Below are 23490 nucleotides of genomic sequence, written 5' to 3' on the forward strand. Positions count from 1 at the left end.
CGATACGACCCCCGAGGCCGATACGGCCCAGCACTTTCACCCACACCGGCACCCCGGCCGGCCCCCCCCGGGGCCCCCCCCCCCCCCCCCCGCCCCCCCCCCCCCCCCCCCCCCCCCCCCCCCCCCCCCCCCCCCCCCCCCCCCCCCCCCCCCCCCCCCCCCCCCCCCCCCCCCCCCCCCCCCCCCCCCCCCCCCCCCCCCCCCCCCCCCCGCGCCCGCCCCCCCCCCCCCCCCCCCCCCCGCCCCCCCCCCCCCCCCCCCCCCCCCCCCCCGCCCCCGCCCCCCCCCCCCCCGCCCCCCCGGGGGGGGGGCGGGGGGCGCCCCGCCCCCCCCCCCCCCCCCCCCCCCCCCCCGACCGGCTCACCGTGCCGACCCTGCTGGTGCACGGCCCGGACGACACCATCGCCCCCTGGGGCCCGTCCCGCCGCCTCGCGGCGAGCCGCCCGGACCTGGTCACCCTCCACACCGTCCCGGACGCCCCGCACGCCGCCATGTGGAACGCCGACCCGACCGGCTACGAGGAGGCGCTCCGCCGCTTCCTCACCCCACTCATGTGACCCCGGCGGCGATCCGCAGCAGCCTCCGACGCACGGGTCCGGGCTCCCCGGCCGCCGCGGACGTGCGCTTCCGGCGCCCTTCCGGTTCCGTCCCGGACAACTCCCCACGGCGCACTTTCCGGTGCGGCGAGCGCCCTGGCGAGCCTCCTCCCCGAGCGCCACCGGCACCCGCGAGGGCATTCCGTTTGGGTTTTCGGACCGTCAACCGGAAGACTGCACCCGTGACGTCCCGTAACCCGCGCGACTCCAGGCTCCGACTCGTCAGCCCGCGGCCCCTCGCGGCCGCTCCCCGAGCGGTGACCCAGCGCCGCACACCCCGCCCCGCACCGCGACCGCCGGAGGGCACACCGCCGCCCGCGGAACTCGCCCGCATGGCACGCACCGGCCTGTCCGACGCGGCCCGCGTCGCCCGCTGGGCCGACGCCGCGCTGCGCCCGGGGCGCGACGACGCGACCCCCGACGGCAAGGGCGCGCTCTCAGAAGCGACCGCCGAACGGGCCGCCACCGAACTCGGACTGACCCCGGCTCAGGTCCGCGCGGACTGGGACACCGCCCGGCTGGCCGGCCTCATCGAGGTGCACGGCGACAGCGCCCGCCCCGGCTGGCGGCTGCGCGCCTGGAGCCGCGACGACAGCGCCGTCCTGCGCGGCTGGGTCGCCCTCTTCGACGCCTGGTCCCTCGCCCACCCCGAACCCACGGACCGGGAGGCGGCCACCGTCGCCGAGGTCGTCTCCGCGATGCCCCAGGTGCTCTCCTTCCTCCAGCTCTCCGCCGGGCCCGTCCCCGTGGAGCAGCTCCTCGACCTCCTCGAACAGCGCGTCACGGAACTGCGCACCGAGCGCTGCGAGGTCGCCTACGGTCCCCGGCCCGAGCCCGCCCCGGAACCCGTCGAGATCACGGACGCCCCGCTCGCACCCCTCCTCGAATGGGCGCTGCGCGCCCTCGCCTCCGTCGGCGCGCTGACCTACGGCGACGCACAGGCCACCCTCACCCCGCTCGGCAGCTGGGCGGTCTGGGTCAAGCTGGAGCAGATCTGCGTCGCCGCGCAGAGCCCCGCCGGGAACATCGAGCAGTCCGCCGAGGACATGCTCCGCGGCTGCGCCCAGCTCCGCCCCAACGCGGCCCGCGCCGAGTACCGCGCCTGGCTCGCCGCCCGCCCCGTCGGCAGCGCCGTCACCGAGCTCCTCGCCGCAGCCCGCGGCGAGGACGCCCTCACCCGCGGCCTCGCCTTCGAGGCGCTGCGCGTGGTCGGTGCCCCCGCCGAGCCCGACGTACGCGCCGTGGCCGACGAGTCGTGGCTGCGCCCTTACGCCCTGCTGTGGCTCGCCGAGCACGACGGCCACGACCCCGAGGACGCGCACGAGCTCCTCACCCGAGCCGAGTCCACCTGGCTGTGGGTCGACACGGCCGCAGCCGTCGCCGACCACGGCGACGCCCCGCTCCTCGTCCGTCATCTGGAGTCCGCGGTGCAGCCGACCGTGCCCGCACTCCTCGACGAGGTGCGCGCCGTCGGTCACCCGCGCACGGTGCAGGTCCTCGTCGCCCTCGCCGCCGCCCACCCGGACCCGGCCCTCGCCAAGGCCGTGCGCCGGGCGGCCTTCCAGGTGCACACCGGCGGGAGCTGACCCCGGGAGCCGTCGGGAACGGGGGCAGAGGCACGCGCCCGTCGGACAGCGCCCCCGGGCGGCGCCCGACGGGATCTCCACACAAGCGGCACAAGCCGCGGCCCCGCGAAGAGGCCCCGCTGCCCGCCCGACGGCCGGGCAGCGGCGGCGGGGGAGCGCGGCTCCTACGCGCCTATCTCCGGGGCGTACGTGCCGAAGCTCCAGATGTTGCCCTCGATGTCCAGGGCCATGTAGTCCCGCGAGCCGTAGTCCTGGTCGGCGGGGGCCATCAGGATCTCCGCGCCGTGGTCCACGGCCCGCTGATGGTGGGCGTCGACATCGTCCACGACGATGTACACCCCGCACGGGCCGGCGCTCTTCATCGCCTCGTCGAAACGGCCGCCGCGGCCCTTGGAGCCGAGCATCACAGCGCCGTTCCCCTGCACCAGCTCGGCGTGCATCACCGAGCCGTCCTCGCCCTCGTAGACCGACAGCTCGGTGAAGCCGAAGGCCTCCGTGAGCTGCCTGATCGCCGCCTTCGCGTCGGTGTACAACAGCGAGGGATAGATGCTCGGGCGTCCGCCGTTCGTACCAGCCATGCCGATCACTCCGTCTCGTCACATCGCCGGAATCCGATCCGCTGCCCAGTCTGGCACCGGCCACTGACAACGCCCCGCCGGCCAAGGCCCGCCGCCCGCGGCTCGTCCGCGGACCGGGCGGCCCCCGGGGGAGCCCCGCTCACCGGAACGTGTCGCACTGCGCCATGTCGCCGCTGCTGAAGCCCTGGTAGAACCACTGCTGCCGCTGCTGGGCCGACCCGTGCGTCCACGTCTCCGGCGTGACCCGGCCCTGGTACCGCTGCTGGATCCGGTCGTCCCCGACCGCCGCCGCCGCGTCCAGGCCGTCGCGGATGTCGGCGTCCGTCAGCGAGGTCAGCAGCGGCTTGCCCGACGACGTGGACGGGGTGGTCGTCGCATGCCGTGCCCAGACGCCCGCGTAGCAGTCCGCCTGGAGCTCCACCCTCACCGCGTTGCTGTTCGCGCCGGTCACCCCGTCCTGTGACCTGGCCAGCGTGCCCATCAGGTCCTGCACGTGATGCCCGTACTCGTGCGCCACCACGTAGGCCTGTGCGAACGGTCCGCCGCTGGAGCCGAACTTGGTGCGCAGCTCGTCGAAGAAGCCCAGGTCCAGATAGACCTTGCGGTCCCCGGGACAGTAGAAGGGGCCCACGGCCGACGAGGCGGTGCCGCAGGCGGTACCGACCTGGCGGCTGAAGAACACGGTGGGAGAGCGGGTGTAGGTGCCGCCCCGGCGCGTGAACTCCTTCGTCCAGTACGTCTGGATGCTGTTGACCACCGCGACGACGCGGCAGTCCTCCTCCGCGTTCGCGTCCCGCCCGGTCCGGCAGGTCTGCTGCAGCTGTGCCAGGGAGGAGGAGGCCGGCGCGGGCTGGTCGCTACCGGAGGACAGGCCGAGCTGGTCGGGACCGACCCCGAAGAACAGTCCGAGGATCAGGGCGATGAGACCGGCGAGACCGCCGCCGAGGGTCGCCCTGCCGCCGGGGATCCGACTGCCGCGCACATCCTGGACCTCGGACGTGTCCAGGTCGGCGTCGTCGTCGAACTGCATGGACACACCACCCTCTGCCGTACGTCGGTCGCCCTCCGTGGCGCCATCCTCGTACGCTCCCGGCCCCGTGGCCCCGGCCCGGGGGCCGAACGGGCTACGCCCGCGCCCGGCGGCCTCCGTGGCGGGTTTCCCGGCCGGACGCCCCGCACTCCCGCGTCCGGTCCGAGGAGCGCGGCGGGGCGAGTGTCACAGTGCCGGAGGCCCGCACACCGGAAAAGTGGTTGCACGGTCCCGTTAGACTTGGCCCATGGCCATTCTCCTCGCGCACTAGACGGCGGGAACGTCCTCAGCCGTCCATCCGCCAACCTCCCCCGAGCTCTCGACTCCGCTCGAGCAGGGGGGGACCCCAGCCCTGGAGTCTGTCCGTGATCTCCGCCTCCGGTATCGAGCTGCGCGCCGGCGCCCGCATCCTCATCGAGTCCGCCACCTTCCGCATCGCGAAGGGCGACCGCATCGGCCTCGTCGGCCGCAACGGCGCGGGCAAGACGACCCTCACCAAGGTCCTCGCCGGCCAGGGCCAGCCCGCCGCGGGCACCGTCACCCGCTCCGGCGAGGTCGGCTATCTGCCCCAGGACCCGCGCACCGGCGACCTCGACGTCCTGGCCCGTGACCGCGTCCTGTCCGCCCGCGGCCTGGACGTCCTGATCCGCAAGATGCGCGAGAACGAACAGCGCATCGCCAACGGCGCGGGCGCCACCCGTGAGAAGGCCATGCGGCAGTACGAGCGCCAGGAGACGGAGTTCCTCACCAAGGGCGGCTACTCCGCCGAGGCCGAGGCAGCCACCATCGCCGCCGCGCTCAACCTGCCCGACCGGGTGCTCGGCCAGCCCCTGCACACGCTCTCCGGCGGTCAGCGCCGCCGTATCGAGCTGGCGCGCATCCTCTTCTCGGACGCCGACACCCTGCTGCTCGACGAGCCGACGAACCACCTGGACGCCGACTCGATCGTCTGGCTGCGCGACTACCTGAAGACGTACCGCGGCGGCTTCATCGTGATCTCCCACGACGTGGACCTCGTCGAGACGGTCGTCAACAAGGTCTTCTATCTGGACGCCAACCGCGCTCAGATCGATGTCTACAACATGGGCTGGAAGCTCTACCAGCAGCAGCGCGAGGCCGACGAGAAGCGCCGCAAGCGCGAGCGGCAGAACGCCGAGAAGAAGGCCGCCGCGCTGAACTCGCAGGCGGACAAGATGCGGGCCAAGGCCACCAAGACGGTGGCCGCGCAGAACATGGCCAAGCGCGCCGACAAGCTGCTCGCCGGCCTGGAGGCGGTCCGCGTCTCCGACAAGGTCGCCAAGCTGCGCTTCCCCGAGCCCGCGGCCTGCGGCAAGACCCCGCTCATGGCGGAGGGCCTGTCCAAGTCGTACGGCTCCCTGGAGATCTTCACCGACGTCGACCTGGCCATCGACAAGGGCTCCCGTGTCGTCATCCTCGGCCTGAACGGCGCCGGCAAGACGACCCTCCTGCGGCTCCTCGGCGGCGCCGAGAAGCCGGACACCGGCGAGGTCATCGAGGGCCACGGCCTCAAGCTCGGCTACTACGCGCAGGAGCACGAGACCCTCGACCCCGAGCGCACGGTCCTGGAGAACATGCGGTCCGCCGCCCCCGACCTGGACCTGGTCGAGGTCCGCAAGACGCTCGGCTCGTTCCTCTTCTCCGGCGACGACGTCGACAAGCCGGCCGGTGTGCTCTCCGGCGGTGAGAAGACGCGGCTCGCGCTCGCGACCCTCGTCGTCTCCTCGGCGAACGTCCTCCTGCTCGACGAGCCGACGAACAACCTCGACCCGGCCAGCCGCGAGGAGATCCTCGGCGCGCTGCGCACCTACAAGGGCGCCGTCGTCCTCGTCACCCACGACGAGGGTGCCGTCCAGGCGCTCCAGCCGGAGCGGATCATCCTGCTGCCGGACGGCGTCGAGGACCTGTGGGGTTCCGACTACGCCGACCTGGTCGCCCTCGCCTGAGGCCCCGCGAGGGGTCCGCACACCGAGATCGAATGACTGATCCACCGCGTATGGATCATTCGGCCGATCCGTGATCCACCATCTGTGTGAGATCTCCTCGTACCGAGGTGTGTCCTACACCGATTTTCCGGCCGAGCCCTGGAGAACCCAGGGCTCGGCCGTCTTGCGTCGCTGACCAGGTACTTCGTGGAAGAACCCGTTCGGCGGTATGGAACGCACCAGCCGGAACCACAGATTCCACTCGTGGGGACGGGCTCCTGTCGTCAAAACCTTGTCTTACGGACCTTGCCGAATGGGTGGCCATGACGCCCGGAAGGGGTGATCATGAGAGTCCAGAGCGCACTTCCCATGAGGAGGCACGGGTGGCCGAGACTCTGAAGAAGGGCAGCCGGGTAACCGGCGCCGCGCGCGACAAGCTCGCGGCAGACCTGAAGAAGAAGTACGACTCCGGTGCGAGCATCCGAGCGCTGGCCGAAGAGACCGGCCGTTCGTATGGCTTCGTGCACCGGATGCTCAGCGAGTCGGGTGTCACGCTCCGAGGGCGTGGCGGAGCGACGCGGGGCAAGAAGGCCGCTACGGCCTGAGGCCGGGCGTCCCCATCGGCTTCGGTGGTGACCACCCGGTCGGTCGGGTGACCGACCGGGTGGTTACTGTGCAGTCACTTAGGTGTGCGCTCGTGCTTCACGGGGTGCACACCTGATCCGACCGCACCCATCGGAGGCACCCCATGGCTTCGCCCGACAAGGATCTCGAACCGGTTCTCGACAAGGACGGCGTACGGCTCACCGTCGACGACGCGATCGCCACGGTGACACTGACCAACCCGGCCAAGCGCAACGCCCAGAGTCCTGCTCTGTGGCGGGCGTTGACGCAAGCCGGCCGGTCACTGCCGGGCTCCGTCCGGGTCGTCGTCGTGCGTGCCGAGGGCCAGTCCTTCTCCGCGGGGCTCGACCGGCAGGCGTTCACGCCCGAGGGCTTCGACGGCGAACCGTCGTTCATCGACCTCGCGCGCGGCTCCGACGCCGAACTCGACGCGACCATCGCCGAGTACCAGGAGGCGTTCACCTGGTGGCGGCGCAGCGACATCGTGTCCGTGGCCGCCGTGCAGGGGCATGCCATCGGCGCCGGATTCCAGCTCGCGCTCGCCTGTGACCTGCGCGTCGTCGCCGATGACGTGCAGTTCGCCATGCGCGAGACCAGCCTGGGCCTCGTGCCCGACCTGACGGGCACGCACCCCCTGGTGAGCCTCGTCGGGTACGCCCGCGCCCTGGAGATCTGTGCGACCGGCCGTTTCGTGCTCGCCGAGGAGGCCGAGCGCACCGGACTCGCCAACCTCGCGGTGCCCGCGGCCCAGCTCGACGACGCGGTCCGCGACCTCACCGCGGCTCTGCTGGCCGCCCCGCGCGACGCCGTGATCGAGACGAAGGCCTTGCTGCGCGGCGCGCAGGAGCGTCCCTACGAGGAGCAGCGCACCGCCGAACGCGCCTCGCAGGCCCGTCGGCTCCGGGACCTCGCCGGCGTCGGCGACTGACCACGACGAGCGGGGCGCGTCCGTACGGCCTTGTCTTGCGGGCCGTGGACGCGACCCCGGGGCGACGGAGCGAACGCCGGGTAGCCGGCGGTCTCGACGACCCGGCGCTCCCGCGCGTACCGCGTCAGCCGACGGCGGTCACCAGGACCGCCACGGACGGGGTGTCCCGAGCGGCCTCCGCGACCGCCGTCCTGACCGCGCGTGCCACCTCCACCGCCCGGAAGTCCGCGGAGACCGCGAGTTCGACACGGACGTGACGGCGGGGCACGGCCGGCTCCGAGGCGGCGGGAGCCGTGATGTCCACCGATCGGCCCAGGGCGTCCGTCAGACGGGTGACTCCCGCGACGGCCCGGACGACGGCGGCGATCCGCGCCTCCTCCGGATCGTTCGGGACCTTCGGCGCCTTCGGCGCGGCAGCCTCCCGTACGCTCTCCTCCTTGTTGTTCTCCGGCTTCTCCGGCGGATCCGTCAGCAGGTCCGTGACCTGGAGGTCCACCTCGCTCACGTCGAGGCCGAGCCGCTGGGTCGCGGCGGCCGACAGGGCGAGCCGCAGCCGCTCCGCGGTCGTCGGCAACGGGTCGGTGCCCGGGGCCGTGGGATCCGCCGCCGCCCCGAACTCCGCTGTCACGCGCAGCGGACCGGGCGCGAGGGCACTGGGCGGGGCCGGTACGGCGGAGGCGTACGGCCCGTCCGGATCGGCGAGCGCGATCCGCAGCGCGCCGAGGCGCACGCCGTCCACGGCCGTCGCCGCCCGCCGCAGCACGGCGTCCGCGGCGCTCTCCGTGATCCACGCGCCGTCGCGCGACAGGCCCAGCGGCAGCAGCCTGCCGAGTCCGAGCTGATGCCGTACCACCTGCGCCCACCGGTCCGCCGTCATTGCTCCAGCCTGCCCCATCAGCGGGCGCGCGACCGCGCGACCCGACCTACTGTGGGCTCAGGAGGACGACCGAAAGGGACGTACGGCAATGAGCGATATGACCGAGCGGAACCGGACGGACAGCCCCGACTCCGAGAAGGAGGCCGGCCGCAAGCCCACCAAGCGGGGCGGCGGGGACCCCGCGACGCGCGGACGGACCACCATCGCCGACGGAGTCGTGGAGAAGATCGCCGGGCTCGCCGCGCGTGACGTCGTCGGCGTCCACGCCATGGGCAGCGGGATGAGCCGGACCTTCGGTGCGGTGCGCGACCGGGTGCCGGGCACCAGCAGCAGCAAGTCCGTGAGCCGTGGTGTGAAGGCCGAGGTCGGCGAGGTGCAGACCGCCCTCGATCTGGAGATCGTCGTCGACTACGGCGTCTCGATCGCCGACGTGGCGCGCGACGTGCGCGAGAACGTCATCGCGGCCGTCGAGCGCATGACCGGCCTCGAAGTGGTCGAAGTCAACATCGCGGTGAGTGATGTGAAGCTTCCCGAGGAAGAAGACGAGGAACCGGAGTCACGTCTCCAGTGACCTCGGGGACATCGGTACGTCCCGGACCACCACCCGGCCACCGCGTCACACGTGATCACGCGGTCGCCGAACCGCTGAGGAGCGCACCATGAGCTTGGCCGTTGTCGGCATGATCGCCGGTATGGCGCTGGCCTTCGCCGGGTACTTCGGTGGATTCGGCGCCTTTCTCCTGGTGGCCGCTCTGGGCGCCGTCGGGTTCTTCGTCGGACGGTTCCTCGAGGGGGACCTGGACGTGGGCGACCTCTTCCGCGCCCGTGACGACCGGCGGCGGTGACCCGTGCCAGGTCAGGTCGACCGGCTCGGTGAGACCCGGCCAGGCGTGACGACCGTGGTGGCGCCCGAACGGGGCGCCACCCGGATCGCCGACCGGGTCGTCGCGAAGATCGCGTCGCAGGCGGCGCGCGAGGCGCTGCCGCCGCTGCCGCCCGACGCGGTGCCCCCGCACGCGACCGTCGTCGTCCGGCGGCAGTCGTCCGGCGCCGGGGGAGCGGGCGACCGCGCGACGCACAGCGCCCAGGTACGCGTCAGTCTCGAACTCGGATACCCCTCCGACATCGGTGGCCAGTGCAACGCGGTGCGTCGTCATGTCGCGGAGCGGGTAGAGGCGTTGGCGGGAATGGACGTTCCGGAGGTGGCCGTCCAGGTGGAGCGGCTGCACCTGGCGCACGGGCCGGACTCGGTACAGGGGAGGACGCAATGAGCGAGCCCCAGGGCTCCGAGAACACCCGGAAGTTGCCGGTGCTGGAGAAGCCGGACGACCCGGGCGCGCTCGGTCAGTCCGCCTCGGCAGCCGCCTACGAACCGCTGGAGACCCTGGACGACGAGGACGGCCGCCAGGGCCGCTTCTGGTCCGCGCGCCGTGTTCCGGCCTGCATCCTCGCGATCCTGCTCCTCGTGATCGCCGGCTTCTTCCTCTACGACGTCGCGGCGGTCCGCGCCGGTCACTCCGCCCTCGAGTTGCGCAAGTGGTTCGCCCGGCAGCTCGCCGAGCGGCCCCTAGACGACACCGCCGTCCTCGTGGGCGCCGGCATCGCCGCCGCGCTCGGGCTCTGGCTGGTCCTCCTCGCCGCCACCCCCGGACTGCGTGACGTGCTGCCCATGCGGCGCACCCACCGCGACGTGCGGGCCGGTCTGCACCGGAAAGCCGCCGCGATGGCCCTGCGCGACCGGGCCATGGAGGTCGCCGGCGTCCAGTCGGTCCGGGTCCGCGTGAAACGCCGCAAGGTCGACGTCCGCGCGGTGTCGCACTTCCGTGAACTCGACGACGTCCGTGCGGACCTGGACGCCACGCTCACCGACGGCATTCAGGGACTGGGGCTGTCCCGCTCACCGCGTCTGTCGGTGCGGGTCGCCCGTCCCGGACGGAAGGGGTGAGGTCCGTGCGCCGGACCGTCAACCGCGTACTGATCGGGCTCGCCGGGCTCGTGCTGCTGGCCCTCGGCGGCTCCGTCCTCGCCATCGGGCTCGGCGTCAAGCCGCCCTCCTGGTGGATCCACGACGGACGTCACGACGTGCTCCTCAGCACCGCCGAACGCACCAAGTGGCGCGACCAGGGCTGGTGGTGGCCCGTCGTCATCGCCGCCCTCGCGATCCTCGTCCTGCTCGCCCTGTGGTGGCTGTTCGCCGACCTCCGGCGCCGCCGCCTCGCCGAGGTGCTCGTCGACACCGGCGACGGAGAGGGCGCTCTGCTGCGCGGGCGGGCGCTGGAGAGCGTACTGGCCGCCGAGGCCGACCGGTTGGGCGGCGTCGACACGGCACGGGTCCACCTGACCGGCCGCCGCACCCTGCCCGAGGCGCATGTACGGCTCCTGCTGGAACCACACGTCGACCCCGGGCAGGCACTTCACCAGCTGACCGTCGAGGCCCTGGCGCACGCGCGGAACTCGGCGGGCCTGGCCGCGCTCCCGGCGGAGGTCCGGCTGCGCGCCGTCAAGCACCGCGCGGAGCGCGTGACCTGAGAGGGCCGGTCAGAACCCGCTGCGCATCCCGCCGTCGACCGGGACCATGATGCCGGTCAGGTACGAGGCGGCGGGGGAGAGCAGGAACGCGGCCGTCCGGCCGAACTCCTCCGGCGTGCCGTAGCGGCGCAGCGGGATGCGCGACTCGTTGGCCGCGCGGGTGGCCTCCGGGTCGGCCGACAGACCGTCCAGCTCGCGGACCCGGTCCGTGTCGATCCGCGAGGGCAGCAGCCCGACGACACGGATGCCGCGCGGACCCAGCTCGTCCGCGAGCGACTTGGCGAAGCCGGCGAGGCCCGGGCGCAGACCGTTGGAGATGGTGAGCCCGCCGATCGGCTCGTACACCGAGCCGGAGAGCACGAAGCCGATGGCGCCGCCCTCGCCGAGTTCCGCGGTGGCCGCGCGGGCCAGCCGCACCGCGCCCAGGAAGACCGACTCGAACGCGGCCGTCCACTGCTCGTCGGTGTTGTCCGCGGCGAAGCCGGGCGGCGGGCCGCCGACGCTGATGAGGATGCCGTCGAAGGCGCCGAAGTGCTCCCGGGCGGCCGCGATCAAGCGGGCCGGGGCCCCGGGGTCGGCGTTGTCCGCAGCCACCCCGACCGCGTTCGGGCCGAGCGCGGAGGCGGCGTCGGCCGCGCTCTTCGCGTCGCGCCCGCTCAGGACCACCTTCGCGCCGTCGGCGACGAGTTCCCGCGCGGCGGCGTTGCCCAGGCCACGAGTGGCGCCCGTGACGACGTACACACGATCCTTCAGTCCAAGATCCATGGCACCCATCCTCCCCCATGCCGTCACGCGCCTCCAGGGCGGTGGCGGGCCGACCGGGGGGAGGCGTGCCGCGCTACGACGCCTCAGGATCCGCCGGCTTCTCCCCGTCCTCCGGCGGCTTCGCGGGCCGTACCCCGTAGAGGCTGAGGGCGGTCACCACGAGGCCGATGTGGCTGAACGCCTGCGGGAAGTTGCCGAGCTGGCGCTCCGCGACGGGGTCGTACTCCTCGGACAGCAGACCCACGTCGTTGGTGAGACCGACCAAGCGCTCGAACAGCTCGCGGGCCTCCTGCGTGCGGCCCGTCAGATGCAGCGCGTCCGCGAGCCAGAACGAGCAGACGATGAAGGCGCCCTCGTCGCCGGGGAGCCCGTCGACATCGTTCGTCGCGGCGCTGTAGCGGCGCACCAGCAGGCCGTCGGGGGCGAGTTCGGCACGGACCGCGTCGACCGTGCCGACCACCTTCGGATCGTCGGCGGGCAGGAAACCGACGCGGGGGATGAGCAGCAGGGCGGCGTCGAGTTCGGTGGAGCCGTAGGACTGGGTGAACGTGTTCCGCTCGGCGTCGAAGCCGCGCTCGCACACCTCGCGGTGCACCTCGTCGCGCATCGCCCGCCAGCCCTCCAGGTCGCCTTCGAGCGACGGGTCCTCCTCCAGGGTGCGCACGGCGCGGTCGGCGGCCACCCAGGCCATCACCTTGGAGTGGACGAAGTGCCGGCGCGGGCCGCGGATCTCCCAGATCCCCTCGTCCGGCTGCCGCCACGCGACGCGCAGGAAGTCCATCATGGCGCACTGCACCCGCCACATGTGCGGCCTCGACGGCAGGCCCGAACGCCGCGCGAGCCACAGCGAGTCGATGACCTCCCCGTACACGTCGAGCTGCAGCTGCTCCACGGCGCTGTTGCCGACCCGGACCGGCGAGGAGCCCGCGTATCCGGGCAGCCACGGGATCTCGTACTCCGACAGCCGGCGTTCGCCCGACAGGCCGTACATGATCTGTAGGTCCGCCGGGTCGCCCGCGACCGCGCGCAGCAGCCAGTCGCGCCAGGCCTCGGCCTCCTCCAGATATCCGGCCGCGAGGAGCGCCCCCAGGGTGAGGGTGGAGTCGCGCAGCCAGCAGTAGCGGTAGTCCCAGTTGCGGACACCGCCCAGTTCCTCGGGGAGCGAGGTGGTCGGGGCGGCCACGATGCCGCCGGTCGGCGCGTAGGTGAGGGCCTTCAGCGTGAGCAGGGAGCGCACGACGACGTCCCGGTGCGGTCCGTCGTAACGGCAGCGCGCCGCCCATGCCCGCCAGTCCTTGACGCTCGTCTCCAGTGACTCGAAGGGGTCGCTGAGCGGCGGGCGCGGCCGGTGCGAGGGATGCCAGGTCAGTACGAAGGCGACCTTCTCGCCCGCCTCGACGGTGAACTCGGAGTAGGTGCGGAAGTCCTTGCCCCAGGTGCGGACGGGCGGCTCGGTGCGCAGCCACACCGAGTCCGGGCCCGCGATCGCCACCCGGTGACCGCCCGACCGGCGCATCCAGGGCACGACCGACCCGTAGTCGAAGCGCAGCTGGAGCCGGCTGCCCATCTTCACCCGGCCGCTGAGCCCTTCGACGACGCGTACGAGATCGGGGGCGTGCTCGCGCTGCGGCATCAGGTCGGTCACCCGGACGGATCCCTCGGCGGTGTCCCACTCGGTGTCGAGCACCAGGGTGTCCGGGCGGTAGGCGCGCCGGGTGCACACGTCCGCACCCTCGGGCGCGATCCGCCATTGGCCGTTGTCCTCGTCGCCCAGCAGGGCCGCGAAACAGGCGGCGGAGTCGAAGCGGGGAAGGCACAGCCAGTCGACGGACCCGTCGCGGCCCACCAGAGCGGCGGTCTGTTCGTCCCCGATGAGCGCGTAGTCCTCGATGCGTCGGTGCACGCAGGACGGGTTCCCGACCCGGGCGAGCGTCAATCGGGCCGCCGGAGTGGCAGGAGCGGTCAGGGTGACCTGGGGCGGGCGCTTCTAGACGCTCGCCGGCTCCGCTTCCTCTTCCGATGCCGTCTCCGCGGCCGCCGCCTCCGTGCGGTCGCGGCGCTCACGGCGGACCAGGACCACCCAGCCGAAGGGGATGCCCGCGGAGAACAGCCACCACTGGATCGCGTACGCCATGTGGGGACCGATGTCGCTGTGTTCGGGGTCCGGGATCAGTTCGGGGGAGTCGCCCTTGGGGCGCGGCGCCGTCTGCTCGACATAGCCGCCGAGGACCTGCTTGCCGAGCCGCTGCGCCTGCTGCTCGCTGTTGATCAGCATGACCTGACGGTCGGGCAGGCCGCGGACGTTCTTGATGCCGCTGTCGGCGGTCGTCTGGTCGGCCATCAGCCGGCCGGTGACGGTGACCTCGCCGCGCTCGGGGGCGGGGATCTTCGGGAAGGCGGTCTGCGCGCCGTCCGCCGGGACCCAGCCCCGGTTGACCATGAGGACGCGGCCGTCGGTCAGCACGAACGGCGTCAGGACGTGGTAGCCGACCTCGCCGTCGGAGTTGGTGCGGCGGCGGACGACCTCTTCGTGCGCGGTGTCGAAGTGGCCCTTGGCGCTGACCCGGCGGTAGAGGTCGTCGTGCCGGATGTGCTGTCCCGGCGCGGTGAGCGTCTCGGCGGGTACCGGCTTCGTCGCCAGCGAGTCGGAGATCACCGTGTTCAGGGCGACCTTGTGCTCATGCCGGTGCAGCTGCCAGAAGCCCAGCTTGATCATCGTGGGGATGAGCGCGAGGGCCACGAGGGTGAGGATCACCCACTGCCGGGACAACAGGAAGCGGTACACCCCATTGACGGTACTCGGCACGGTTTCGGCCCCCGACGGGAGGGTCCCGCCGAGGGCCGGTCGCCACCCGCGCCCGAGGTGGTCCGGGGCTCAGACCTTGTCGACGATCCCCGTCCTCCCCTCCGCGCGGGCGCAGTGCCCGCCGCAGTACCAGTGGCCCTCGACCTCGACGCCCTGGCCGATGACCTGCACGCGACAGTGCTCGCAGATCGGGGCCATCCGGTGGATCGCGCAGGAGAAGCAGTCGAAGACGTGCACCGCGCCCTGCGCGTGCACCTCGAAGGTCATTCCGTAGTCATTGCCGCATACTTCGCATCTCGCCATGCGCCACAGGGTGGGGTGCCGTCGCGGCGCGGGCGAGCGGGGGCCGGGCGAGTCGCGCGTCAATCACCCGTACGCCCGTCACCCTCCCGTGCCCGTTCGGTCACCCGTACGTCCGTCACCCCCGCGACGCGGGTTCGACGTCGCGCAGCAACTGTCCGAAGGCGGCTTCGTCGATCACCGGTGTGCCGAACTGCCGGGCCTTGACGACCTTCGACGTGGCGGCGTCCGGGTCGTTCGTCACGAGCAGGCTGGTGAGCCGGGACAGGCTCGTCGCGACGTGCAGTCCGGCCTCGACGGCGCGGTCCTCCAGCAGTTCGCGGTCGACGGAGGTGTCCCCGGAGAACGCGACGCGCATGCCCTGCTTGAGCGGTCTGCCCGAGTCGTAACGCCCTGGGTTGGGATAGGGGCATGCGGGACGCTTGCGGGAGGGGCGCCAACTCCCGGAGGGATAGCCGCCGGACGCGTACCCCCCGGCCTGGCGTCCGATCCGGGGTGCCGACGTGCTGCCGGACCACTCCTTGAGCGGCAGGCATTCGAGCAGCGGCAGTCGCACCCCGTCGCGCGCCGCGGCCCGCAGGCTCGGCCGGAACGCCTCGGCCAGCACGCGGGCGTCGTCCAGCGCGTGGTGCGCGCGCTGCTGGACGACCCCGAAGTGCGCGGCCAGGGACTCCAGCTTGTGGTTGGGCAGCGGCAGACCCAGCTCCTTGGAGAGGGCGATGGTGCACAGCCGCTGACGCACCGGGGCCTCGCGCTCAGCGCGCGCGTACTCGCGGGCGATCATCGACCAGTCGAAGACCGCGTTGTGCGCGACGAGTACGCGGCCGTCGAGCCGAGCGGCGAATTCCTCGGCGATCTCAGGAAAGAGCGGCGCCCCTTCGAGCATGTCGCCGGTGAGCCCGTGGATCCACACCGGGCCCGGATCGCGCTCGGGATTGACCATCGTGTACCAGTGGTCCTCGACCTCGCCGCGCGCGTCCAGCCGGTAGACGGCGGCGGAGATTATCCGGTCGTCGCGGGCCAGTCCTGTGGTCTCCACGTCAACGACCGCGTATCCCTGCGGATACGCGGCCGGCCAGGAGGCTGGGGACGCTGCGGTCGTGAGGTCTTCGAGCATGGTCACTGAGGATACGGGCCGTGACTGACAGCTCCGCTGCCGCCTTCCCGGAACACGGGACTCCCCGGGCCCCGGACGTGGCACGCGCGCGTGACCCCTCGCAAGGGCGCCGCACGCCCCCGAGTTGACGCCGCCGCCCGCCCGCGGCGGCGCCCGGCGCGGGAGCGGCCGCCCCGGGCGCCGCGACGAGGTCCCCCGCGTCGGCAGTTCGGGCCCGCGACGGTCGACCGGGCCGGGCGGCGGCCGTACACGGACCCGGCCGCCCTCTCCCTCCCCCTCCCCGTGCCGGGTCAGCCGGCCAGCAGTGCCTCCACCAGCGCCCGTACGGACGTGATGAACAGCCTCTCCGGGTCGACCGGGCGGCTCAGCGCGCGGGCCAGGGCCGGGTCGCCCTGTGCGGTCCGCGCGTCCCAGAGCTCCTCCTCGGCGGGCCGCTGCACGGGCGCGCGCTCCCGGTTGCGCTCGACGAGGACGAAACCGACGACCTGGAAGAGCACCGCGCGGACGACCTCGGCGGCCCGCGACCCGCGCAGCCCCGCCGCGTGCACCTCGCGTACCAGGGCCTGCCGCGCGGGCAGGAACATCCGCTCGGTGAGGCCGCGTTCGTGGACCATCGCGACGAGGTGGGGGTGCTCGCGCAGCTGCCGGCGCAGGGTCCGGGCGACCGAGACGACGCGGGCGGCCGGTGTGCGCCCGGCGGGACGGATCTCGCCGAGGTCGGCCACGGTGCGTTCGACGAGGGCGTCGAGGAGCGACTCACGGTTGCCCACGTGCCAGTAGATCGAGGTGACGGCGGTGCCCAGCGCGGCGGCGAGCCCCCGCATCGTCAGGGCGTCCGGACCGTGCCGCTTCACCAGACCTGCGGCGGTCTCCAGGACCTCCTCGCGGGTGAGTGCGGGTCTTCCCATGGCGCTCCCCAACTCCGTGCCTGCACGTGTATTCACCCTTCGAGCAGTCTGCTGTAACTGTGTTACAGGCGCCAGTGACGGGCCATCAGAAAGCTGCTGCTTCCCCGCGAAGGGCGGTACGACATGGCACGAGTGAGGTACGGGGCACGCACCGAGGCGGAGATCGCCGCCGCGCGCACCGCGAACTCCCGGCTCCCCGACATCTGGTCCACCGGCGTGGTGGCCGTCTGGGAGAGCGATCCGGACGCGGTCGCGGCGGTCCTGCCGCCCCCGCTGAAGCCCACCGCGCGGCCCCTGGTCCGCGTGAACATCAGCAAGGTCGATCTGCCCGGATACCCGCTGGGCGCCGGCTCGTTCGCCGTCGCCGCCGCGCACGACGGCATCGACGGCTGGTACCCGCTGGTCATGCCGATGACCCACGAACGGGCCCTCACCGGCGGGCGCGAGGTCTTCGGGGAGCCCAAGAAACTGGGAGAGGTGACGGTCGAACGCGACGGGCTCGTGGTGCGTGCCGTCCTCGCCCGGCACGGAATCGCCTTCGTCGAGGTGCGCGGCGCGGTGAGCGGCGACCTGCCGCTGCCGGAACCCACGCGGAAGACGGACTTCTACTTCAAGTTCCTTCCCGCGGTGGACGGTTCGGGATTCGACCTCGATCCCGTCCTCGTGCACTGCGTGCGCAACGAGAAGGTCCGCAGGCTGGAGCGCCTCACCGGCGACGTCGTCCTGCGCGAGTCGATGTACGACCCGGTCGCCGACCTCCCCGTCCGCCGGCTCGTGGAGATCACCATCGGCGAGAAGACCACCGACCAGCAGGGCAGGGTGGTCGAACGCGTCAGCGGGCAGGCCCTGTTGCCGTACATCCACCAGCGTTACGACGACCCGCGGCAGATCCTCGACGGGCCGCCCGAAGGGAGCCTGTGATGGAACTGCGCGCGGGACAGGTCGCCGTCGTCACCGGAGCGGCGGGCGGCATCGGGCTGGCGATGGCACGACGGTTCGCGGCCGACGGCCTGAAGGTGGTCCTCGCCGACGTCGAGGAGGGCGCCCTGGACAAGGCCGCCGCGGAACTGCGCGAGGACGGCGCCGACGTGCACGCGCGGGTGGTGGACGTCGGGGAGCGCTCCGAGGTCGTCGCGCTCGCCGAGGACGCCTACACCACGTACGGCGCGGTGCACGTCCTGTGCAACAACGCGGGCGTCGGCTCCGGCGCCGAGGGCCGTATGTGGGAGCACGACCCGAACGACTGGAAGTGGGCCTTCGCCGTCAACGTGTGGGGCGTCTTCCACGGCATCCAGGCGTTCGTCCCCCGGATGATCGCCGCGGGCGAACCGGGCCACGTCGTCAACACCTCGTCCGGCGACGGCGGGATCGCCCCGCTGCCCACCGCCTCCGTCTACGCCGTCACCAAGGCGGCCGTGGTGACGATGACCGAGTCGCTGTACGCCCATCTGAAGGCGGAGCACGCGCGCGTGGGCGCCTCCGTGCTGTTCCCCGGACCCCACATGCTCCGCACCGGCCTGTGGGAGTCGCACCGCAACCGTCCCGAGCGCTATGCGAAGGCGCGGCCCCGCAAGACCCCGTACCGCAGCATCGACCAGTGGGAGGCCGCGATGAAGGAGTCGGGCCACGACGTCCGGTTCACGCCCGTCGAACAGGTCGCCGACCTCGTCGCCGAGGGGATCCGCCGGGACCGCTTCTGGCTGCTGCCCGAGAGCGAGCACAGCGACCGGCAGATCCGTGCCCGGTCGCAGTCGATGCTCGACCGGGCCGATCCGTCCTACCTGGAAAGCTTCATCCTCGACTGAGGGGGCGCGGTGACCGCACAGGACCCGTATCTGATCATCTCCTCCGACTGCCATGCCGGGCTCCCCACCGAGGAGTACCGGCCCTATCTGGACGCCCGGTTCCACCGGGACTTCGACGAGTTCCTCGCGGGCCAGGGCCGGCGCCGCGAGGAGATGACCCGCCTCGGCATCCGCAACGAGACGTTCGCCGACAAGTGGTTCGAGGACAACGAAGAAGGTCTGCGCGGCGGTTGGGACTCCGCGCAGCGCCTCAAGGAACTCGACGGCGACGGAGTGGCCGCCGAGGTCGTCTTCCCCGACGCGGACGCCGTCGACAGCCGTACGGCCGCGCCCTTCGGGGTCGGCCTCGGCCTCTCCGGCGACCAGGACCCGGACCTCGGCATGGCGGGCGCGCAGGCCCACAACCGCTGGCTCGCCGAGTTCGTCTCCGAACACCCCGAACGGCACTGCGGGGTGGCGCTGCTGCCGATCACGGGCGGGACCGGCCGGGTCGTCGCCGAGGTGTACCGGGCCAAGGAGTCGGGCCTCGGCGCCCTGATGATCCCGTCCATGTGGGTCGACAAGGAGCCTTACCACGACCGGCGTTACGACCCCGTGTGGGCGGCGGCCGCCGAGTGCGGCATGCCCGTGGTCACCCACTCCGGAGCCGCCCCCCGCCACGAGTACGGCGACCACCTCGGCATCTACGTCTCCGAGGTCACCTGGTGGCCGGCACGACCCCTCTGGTTCCTGCTCTGGTCGGGAGTCTTCGAACGCCACCCCGGTCTCCGCTTCGGCGTCGCGGAGTCCGGCTGCTGGTGGCTGCCCAACCTGCTGTGGTTCATGGACCGGCTCTACCTCGGCGCGCACGGCGGCAAGAAGCTCTCGCCCTTCGCCGAGCTGAAAAGGCCCCCGCACGAGTACCTGGACCGGCAGGTGTTCATCTGCGCGACCAACACCAAGCGCCGCGAACTCGCCCAGCGCTACGAGATCGGCGTCGACAACATCCTCTGGGGCAGCGATTTCCCGCACCCCGAGGGCACCTGGCCCGACACCCGCGCCTGGCTGGCGAGGACCTTCCACGACATCCCGGTGGCGGAGACCCGCCGCATGCTCGGACTCGCCGCGGCCGAGGTCTTCGGCTTCGACGTCACCGAACTCGCCCCGCTCGCCCGGCGGATCGGGCCCGTGCCCGCCGAACTGGGCCAGGCGGAGGACCAGTCGGCGGTCGAGGCGTCCTGGGCGCGCTCGAGCGAGGTCGGCCGCCACTGGCTGACCGACCACGACTTCCCCGACCTGGGGGTGACCCCGTGACCGCCGACGACCGCTACACCGTCATCTCCGCCGACTGCCACGCGGGCGCCGATCTCCTCGACTACAAGCCCTACCTGGAGCGGGCGCACCACGACGACTTCGACGCCTGGGCGGCCGGCTACGTCAACCCCTACGAGGACCTGTTGGCCGACACCGCCGACCGGAACTGGAACTCCGGGCGGCGCCTCGCGGAACTGGAGGAGGACGGCATCGTCGCGGAGGTGGTCTTCCCGAACACCATCCCGCCCTTCTTCCCCTCGGCGTCCCTGATGGCACCGGCCCCGACGGCCGCCGAGTTCGAACAGCGCTGGGCGGGCCTGCGCGCCCACAACCGCTGGCTCGCGGATTTCTGCGCGGCGGCACCCGGCCGGCGCGCGGGCGTCTTCCAGATCCTCCTGAACGACGTAGGCCGGGCGGTCGAGGAGATCCACCGGGCCGCGGACGCCGGTCTGACGGGCGGCCTGCTGCTGCCCGGCACACCCCCGGGCTCCGGCCTGCCCGAGCTGTACTCGGCGGGGTACGACCCGATCTGGGCGGCCTGCGCCGAACGGGGCGTCCCGGTCAACCACCACGGAGGCTCGGCCTCACCGCCCCTGGGCGACGAACCGGCGGCCCGCGCGGTCTTCATGGTGGAGACGACCTGGTTCTCCCACCGGGCCCTGTGGCACCTGGTGTTCGGCGGAGCGTTCCGTCGCCATCCCGGCCTGCGCCTGGTGCTCACCGAACAGGGCTCGGGCTGGATCCCCGGGGTGCTCGACATGCTGGACTACTACCACCGCCGGCTGGTCGCGGCGGCCGGCCGGGCGGCGACGGCCGAGTCCAGGTTCGGCGCCGGGCTCGGCGAGGCGATGGGCAAGGGACCCTCCCAGGTGTGGCGGGACCACTGCTTCGTCGGCGCCAGCTTCATGCGACCCCACGAGGTCCCGCTGCGCGACCGCATCGGCCTCGACAAGATCATGTGGGGCAGCGACTACCCGCACGACGAGGGCACCCACCCCTACACCCGCGAGGGTCTGCGCATCGCCTACGCGGGACTGCCCCGCGAGGAGGTCGCGGCCATGGTCGGCGGCAACGCGGCCCGCGTCTACGGGTTCGATCTCGCCCACCTCGACGAGATCGCCGCGAAGGTCGGCCCCACGGTGGCCGAGATCGCCGAGCCGCTCGTCACCCCGCCCGCCGACGCGACGAGCCCGGCGTTCGCGAGGGGAGGCTCGGTCCGCGTCTGGTGAGGGCCGCCGCGGCTCCCCGGCGGCTCCCCGGCGCCGTACGGGGGTCGGTACGGCGCGCCCCGCCTCCGGGGTGCGATCCTCCCCGTGTGACGGAACCGACGCACGACGAGGCCCACGGCGGCACACTCGGCTCGCGGCTCAACTGGCTCCGGGCCGCCGTCCTGGGCGCCAACGACGGCATCGTGTCCACCGCCGGCCTCGTCGTCGGCGTGGCCGGCGCCACCGACGACCGCGCCGCCCTGCTCACAGCGGGCCTCGCGGGACTGCTCGCCGGCTCGATGTCGATGGCGGCGGGCGAGTACGTGTCCGTCTCCACCCAGCGCGACTCGGAACTGGCCGCGCTGGCCATGGAGCGACGCGAACTCAGGGACGAGCCCGAGGCCGAACTGGAAGAGCTGACCGAACTCCTCGAACAGCGGGGCCTGTCACGGCAGGTGGCCCGCGAGGCGGCCGAACAGCTCACCGAACGCGACGCCTTGAAGGCCCACGCGTCCGTCGAACTCGGCATCGACCCCGACGACCTCACCAACCCGTGGCACGCGGCCTGGGCGAGCTTCCTCGCGTTCACCGTCGGCGCGCTGCTGCCGCTGCTCGCGATCGTCCTGCCCCCGCCGGCCTGGCGGCTCGGTGTCACCGTGGTCTGCGTGCTGGCCGCGCTCGCCCTCACCGGCTGGAGCAGCGCCCGCCTCGGCGCGGCGGACCCGTGGCGCGCGGTGCTGCGCAACATGGCCGGGGGAGCGCTCGCCATGGCCGTGACGTACGCGGCCGGAGCACTGCTCGGGGCGGCGGGCGTGTGACTGCCCGGGCCGGCACCGAAGGGGCGTGAGCGCCCGGGCCGGGAGCGCAGCGCCGCGCGGCGAACTCGTGCGCCCCCTGGCGGAGACCACCGGGAGGCCTGCGCGTACCGCCGGTCATACTTGTCGGTAACAACCCCTGGCGGCAGGCGACCGGCGCCTCTACGGTGCATCCATGCCGAACCTGCCCGACGTCGTGCTGTGGTCGATACCCGCCTTCGTGCTGCTCGCCGTGATCGAGATGGTGAGCGTCCGGATCCATCCGGACGACGACGCGGCGGGCTACGAGCGGAAGGACGCCGCCACGAGCCTCGGTATGGGCCTCGGCAGCCTCTTCTTCGATTTCCTCTGGAAGATCCCGATCGTCGCGGTCTACGCGGCGGTCCACGAGCTGACGCCGCTGCGCGTACCGCTCATGTGGTGGACGGTCCCGCTGATGCTGCTCGCGCAGGACTTCTTCTACTACTGGGCCCACCGCGGCCACCACGTCGTCCGCGTCCTGTGGGCCTGCCACGTCGTCCACCACTCCAGCCGGAAGTTCAACCTCACCACCGCACTGCGCCAGCCCTGGACCGGCTGGACGTCCTGGCCCTTCTACCTCCCCGTGATCGCGCTCGGCGTGCACCCCGCCGCCCTCGCGTTCTGCTCGTCCGTGAGCCTCGTCTACCAGTTCTGGATCCACACCGAGCGCATCGACCGGATGCCCCGCTGGTTCGAGTTCCTCCTCAACACGCCCTCCCACCACCGCGTCCACCACGCGTCCCAGGGCGGCTACCTGGACCGCAACTTCGGCGGCATCCTCATCGTCTGGGACCGGCTGTTCGGATCGTGGGTCGCCGAGACCGACCGGCCCGTCTACGGGCTCACCAAGAACATCACCACCCACAACCCGCTGCGCGTGGCCACCCACGAGTACGCCGCCATCGCCCGGGACGTGAAGGCGGCGACGACCTGGCGCGAGCGCGCCGGACGCGTCGTGCGCGGTCCCGGCTGGCAGCCCGCGCAGCCTGCCACCGCCCCGTGCGCCACCGCCACCGCCTCGGCCCCCGCCACCGTCCCGGCCCCCCTCACCGAGCCCGCCGCGTGACCCCGCGCGCCGCCCCGCTCCTGCTCGGCTCCTTCGCCCTGGCGACGGCCGTGGACGTCCTCTCCCTCGCCGTCGGGTTCGAGCCGGGGCACCTGATCGCCAAGCCGCTCCTGATGCCCCTGCTCGCCGCGCACGCCGCCGTCCGCGGCGGACCCCGGCTGCTGGTCGCCGCGCTGCTCCTCGGCTGGGCCGGCGACCTGGCCCTCCTCTCCGACGCCGACGCCGCCTTCCTCGCCGGCATGGCCTCGTTCGCGGCGGGACACGTCTGCTACCTCGTGCTCTTCCAGCGGACGGCCCGGGCCCGCGGCCCGTGGCTGCCCGGCGCGTACGCCGTCGTCCTCGCCGTCCTCGTCGTCCTGCTGTGGCCCGGGCTGCCCGCGGGGCTCCGTGTGCCCGTCACCGGCTACAGCCTGCTGCTGACCGCGATGGCCTACGGAGCCACCCGTCTCGGGCCCGTCGCCGGGCTCGGCGGCGCCCTCTTCATGCTCTCCGACACCCTCATCGCCACCGGTGTCGCCGACCGGCCGCAGCCCCCGAACCCGGCCTTCTGGATCATGCTCACGTACGCGGCGGCCCAGTTCCTGCTGGTCCGCGGCGTGCTCGGACCCCTCGGCGCCTCAGCCACGTCCGCGGCGGCGTACGGTGGTATGCGCTCAACCACCCCCTGAGCCGACCCCACACACCGCACGAGAGGG

Annotated in this window: 25 protein-coding genes and 1 pseudogene; 17 read left to right on the forward strand and 9 right to left on the reverse strand. The window is 72.9% G+C overall.

Annotated elements, in window-relative coordinates; translation table 11 throughout:
- Positions 1 to 353 precede the first annotated feature (353 nt).
- A pseudogene (locus ACIRQH_RS39890) lies at positions 354 to 557 on the forward strand (hypothetical protein); the annotation flags it as partial.
- Positions 558 to 778: 221 nt separating this feature from the next.
- Positions 779 to 2182 carry a hypothetical protein gene (locus ACIRQH_RS39895; protein ID WP_358820953.1) on the forward strand — a complete coding sequence of 468 codons (1404 nt, stop codon included), beginning with the start codon at positions 779 to 781 and terminating at the stop codon, positions 2180 to 2182.
- A 164-nt stretch (positions 2183 to 2346) separates the two neighbouring features.
- Here the strand turns inward: ACIRQH_RS39895 and ACIRQH_RS39900 are convergent, their stop codons facing one another.
- Both ACIRQH_RS39900 and ACIRQH_RS39905 read right to left on the reverse strand, forming a co-directional pair.
- Positions 2347 to 2760 carry a VOC family protein gene (locus ACIRQH_RS39900; protein WP_358820952.1) on the reverse strand — a complete coding sequence of 138 codons (414 nt, stop codon included), beginning with the start codon at positions 2758 to 2760 and terminating at the stop codon, positions 2347 to 2349.
- Between the two features lie 139 nt (positions 2761 to 2899).
- On the reverse strand, positions 2900 to 3790 hold the full coding sequence (locus tag ACIRQH_RS39905) for a neutral zinc metallopeptidase (RefSeq protein WP_388934216.1): 891 nt from the start codon (positions 3788 to 3790) through the stop codon (positions 2900 to 2902).
- 365 nt (positions 3791 to 4155) lie between these two features.
- Here ACIRQH_RS39905 and ACIRQH_RS39910 point away from each other — a divergent pair, with 365 nt between their 5' ends.
- The 3 genes from ACIRQH_RS39910 to ACIRQH_RS39920 all read left to right on the forward strand — a co-directional run bounded on the left by ACIRQH_RS39910 (position 4156) and on the right by ACIRQH_RS39920 (position 7285).
- Positions 4156 to 5754: an ABC-F family ATP-binding cassette domain-containing protein gene (locus ACIRQH_RS39910; RefSeq protein ID WP_388877659.1), complete on the forward strand. Its 1599-nt coding sequence runs from the start codon at positions 4156 to 4158 to the stop codon at positions 5752 to 5754.
- 362 nt (positions 5755 to 6116) lie between these two features.
- Positions 6117 to 6338, forward strand: a complete 222-nt coding sequence (locus ACIRQH_RS39915; RefSeq protein ID WP_018518904.1) for a helix-turn-helix domain-containing protein — start codon at positions 6117 to 6119, stop codon at positions 6336 to 6338.
- 143 nt (positions 6339 to 6481) lie between these two features.
- Complete coding sequence (locus ACIRQH_RS39920; protein ID WP_404230397.1) at positions 6482 to 7285, forward strand: enoyl-CoA hydratase/isomerase family protein; 804 nt, start codon at positions 6482 to 6484, stop codon at positions 7283 to 7285.
- A 124-nt stretch (positions 7286 to 7409) separates the two neighbouring features.
- Here ACIRQH_RS39920 and ACIRQH_RS39925 read toward each other — a convergent pair whose 3' ends face one another.
- Positions 7410 to 8162 (reverse strand): nucleopolyhedrovirus P10 family protein, encoded by a 753-nt coding sequence (locus tag ACIRQH_RS39925; RefSeq protein WP_404230399.1) that lies wholly within the window; start codon positions 8160 to 8162, stop codon positions 7410 to 7412.
- Between the two features lie 88 nt (positions 8163 to 8250).
- Here ACIRQH_RS39925 and ACIRQH_RS39930 point away from each other — a divergent pair, with 88 nt between their 5' ends.
- From ACIRQH_RS39930 to amaP, 5 genes are all read left to right on the forward strand, one after another.
- Complete coding sequence (locus ACIRQH_RS39930) at positions 8251 to 8733, forward strand: Asp23/Gls24 family envelope stress response protein (protein ID WP_388934211.1); 483 nt, start codon at positions 8251 to 8253, stop codon at positions 8731 to 8733.
- A gap of 88 nt (positions 8734 to 8821) precedes the next feature.
- Positions 8822 to 9007 carry a hypothetical protein gene (locus ACIRQH_RS39935; RefSeq protein WP_081223687.1) on the forward strand — a complete coding sequence of 62 codons (186 nt, stop codon included), beginning with the start codon at positions 8822 to 8824 and terminating at the stop codon, positions 9005 to 9007.
- 3 nt (positions 9008 to 9010) lie between these two features.
- Positions 9011 to 9433 carry an Asp23/Gls24 family envelope stress response protein gene (locus tag ACIRQH_RS39940; protein WP_404230401.1) on the forward strand — a complete coding sequence of 141 codons (423 nt, stop codon included), beginning with the start codon at positions 9011 to 9013 and terminating at the stop codon, positions 9431 to 9433.
- Complete coding sequence (locus ACIRQH_RS39945) at positions 9430 to 10107, forward strand: DUF6286 domain-containing protein (protein ID WP_388877668.1); 678 nt, start codon at positions 9430 to 9432, stop codon at positions 10105 to 10107. The genes ACIRQH_RS39940 and ACIRQH_RS39945 overlap by 4 nt, the downstream gene beginning before the upstream one ends.
- Positions 10104 to 10691 carry an alkaline shock response membrane anchor protein AmaP gene (amaP, locus tag ACIRQH_RS39950; RefSeq protein ID WP_358820945.1) on the forward strand — a complete coding sequence of 196 codons (588 nt, stop codon included), beginning with the start codon at positions 10104 to 10106 and terminating at the stop codon, positions 10689 to 10691. Before ACIRQH_RS39945 ends, amaP begins: the two co-directional genes overlap by 4 nt.
- A gap of 9 nt (positions 10692 to 10700) precedes the next feature.
- Here the strand turns inward: amaP and ACIRQH_RS39955 are convergent, their stop codons facing one another.
- The 6 genes from ACIRQH_RS39955 to ACIRQH_RS39980 form a co-directional block, all read right to left on the reverse strand.
- Positions 10701 to 11456, reverse strand: a complete 756-nt coding sequence (locus ACIRQH_RS39955) for an SDR family oxidoreductase (RefSeq protein WP_358820944.1) — start codon at positions 11454 to 11456, stop codon at positions 10701 to 10703.
- 73 nt (positions 11457 to 11529) lie between these two features.
- Entirely contained in the window at positions 11530 to 13359 is a 1830-nt protein-coding gene (locus tag ACIRQH_RS39960) for a glycoside hydrolase family 15 protein (protein ID WP_388877674.1), read from the reverse strand.
- An 84-nt stretch (positions 13360 to 13443) separates the two neighbouring features.
- Positions 13444 to 14241: an SURF1 family protein gene (locus ACIRQH_RS39965; RefSeq protein WP_388877677.1), complete on the reverse strand. Its 798-nt coding sequence runs from the start codon at positions 14239 to 14241 to the stop codon at positions 13444 to 13446.
- 90 nt (positions 14242 to 14331) lie between these two features.
- Positions 14332 to 14565, reverse strand: coding sequence for a hypothetical protein (locus ACIRQH_RS39970; protein WP_358820941.1), 234 nt, complete (start codon positions 14563 to 14565; stop codon positions 14332 to 14334).
- A 115-nt stretch (positions 14566 to 14680) separates the two neighbouring features.
- On the reverse strand, positions 14681 to 15679 hold the full coding sequence (locus tag ACIRQH_RS39975; protein ID WP_358820940.1) for a DEDDh family exonuclease: 999 nt from the start codon (positions 15677 to 15679) through the stop codon (positions 14681 to 14683).
- Positions 15680 to 15969: 290 nt separating this feature from the next.
- Positions 15970 to 16587: a TetR/AcrR family transcriptional regulator gene (locus ACIRQH_RS39980; RefSeq protein WP_404230408.1), complete on the reverse strand. Its 618-nt coding sequence runs from the start codon at positions 16585 to 16587 to the stop codon at positions 15970 to 15972.
- 123 nt (positions 16588 to 16710) lie between these two features.
- Here ACIRQH_RS39980 and ACIRQH_RS39985 point away from each other — a divergent pair, with 123 nt between their 5' ends.
- From ACIRQH_RS39985 to ACIRQH_RS40015, 7 genes are all read left to right on the forward strand, one after another.
- Complete coding sequence (locus ACIRQH_RS39985) at positions 16711 to 17508, forward strand: acetoacetate decarboxylase family protein (protein ID WP_388877683.1); 798 nt, start codon at positions 16711 to 16713, stop codon at positions 17506 to 17508.
- Entirely contained in the window at positions 17508 to 18392 is an 885-nt protein-coding gene (locus tag ACIRQH_RS39990; protein ID WP_404230411.1) for an SDR family NAD(P)-dependent oxidoreductase, read from the forward strand. Before ACIRQH_RS39985 ends, ACIRQH_RS39990 begins: the two co-directional genes overlap by 1 nt.
- Before the next feature lie 9 nt (positions 18393 to 18401).
- Positions 18402 to 19685, forward strand: a complete 1284-nt coding sequence (locus ACIRQH_RS39995; RefSeq protein ID WP_404230413.1) for an amidohydrolase family protein — start codon at positions 18402 to 18404, stop codon at positions 19683 to 19685.
- Positions 19682 to 20914, forward strand: coding sequence for an amidohydrolase family protein (locus tag ACIRQH_RS40000; protein ID WP_404230416.1), 1233 nt, complete (start codon positions 19682 to 19684; stop codon positions 20912 to 20914). Before ACIRQH_RS39995 ends, ACIRQH_RS40000 begins: the two co-directional genes overlap by 4 nt.
- Before the next feature lie 86 nt (positions 20915 to 21000).
- Entirely contained in the window at positions 21001 to 21711 is a 711-nt protein-coding gene (locus tag ACIRQH_RS40005; protein ID WP_358820934.1) for a VIT family protein, read from the forward strand.
- Between the two features lie 172 nt (positions 21712 to 21883).
- Entirely contained in the window at positions 21884 to 22795 is a 912-nt protein-coding gene (locus ACIRQH_RS40010) for a sterol desaturase family protein (RefSeq protein ID WP_404230419.1), read from the forward strand.
- Entirely contained in the window at positions 22792 to 23463 is a 672-nt protein-coding gene (locus ACIRQH_RS40015; protein ID WP_404230422.1) for a lysoplasmalogenase, read from the forward strand. The genes ACIRQH_RS40010 and ACIRQH_RS40015 overlap by 4 nt, the downstream gene beginning before the upstream one ends.
- Positions 23464 to 23490 lie beyond the last annotated feature (27 nt).

The sequence above is a fragment of the Streptomyces sp. NPDC102279 genome, assembly GCF_044766365.1.
Taxonomy (GTDB): Bacteria; Actinomycetota; Actinomycetes; order Streptomycetales; family Streptomycetaceae; genus Streptomyces.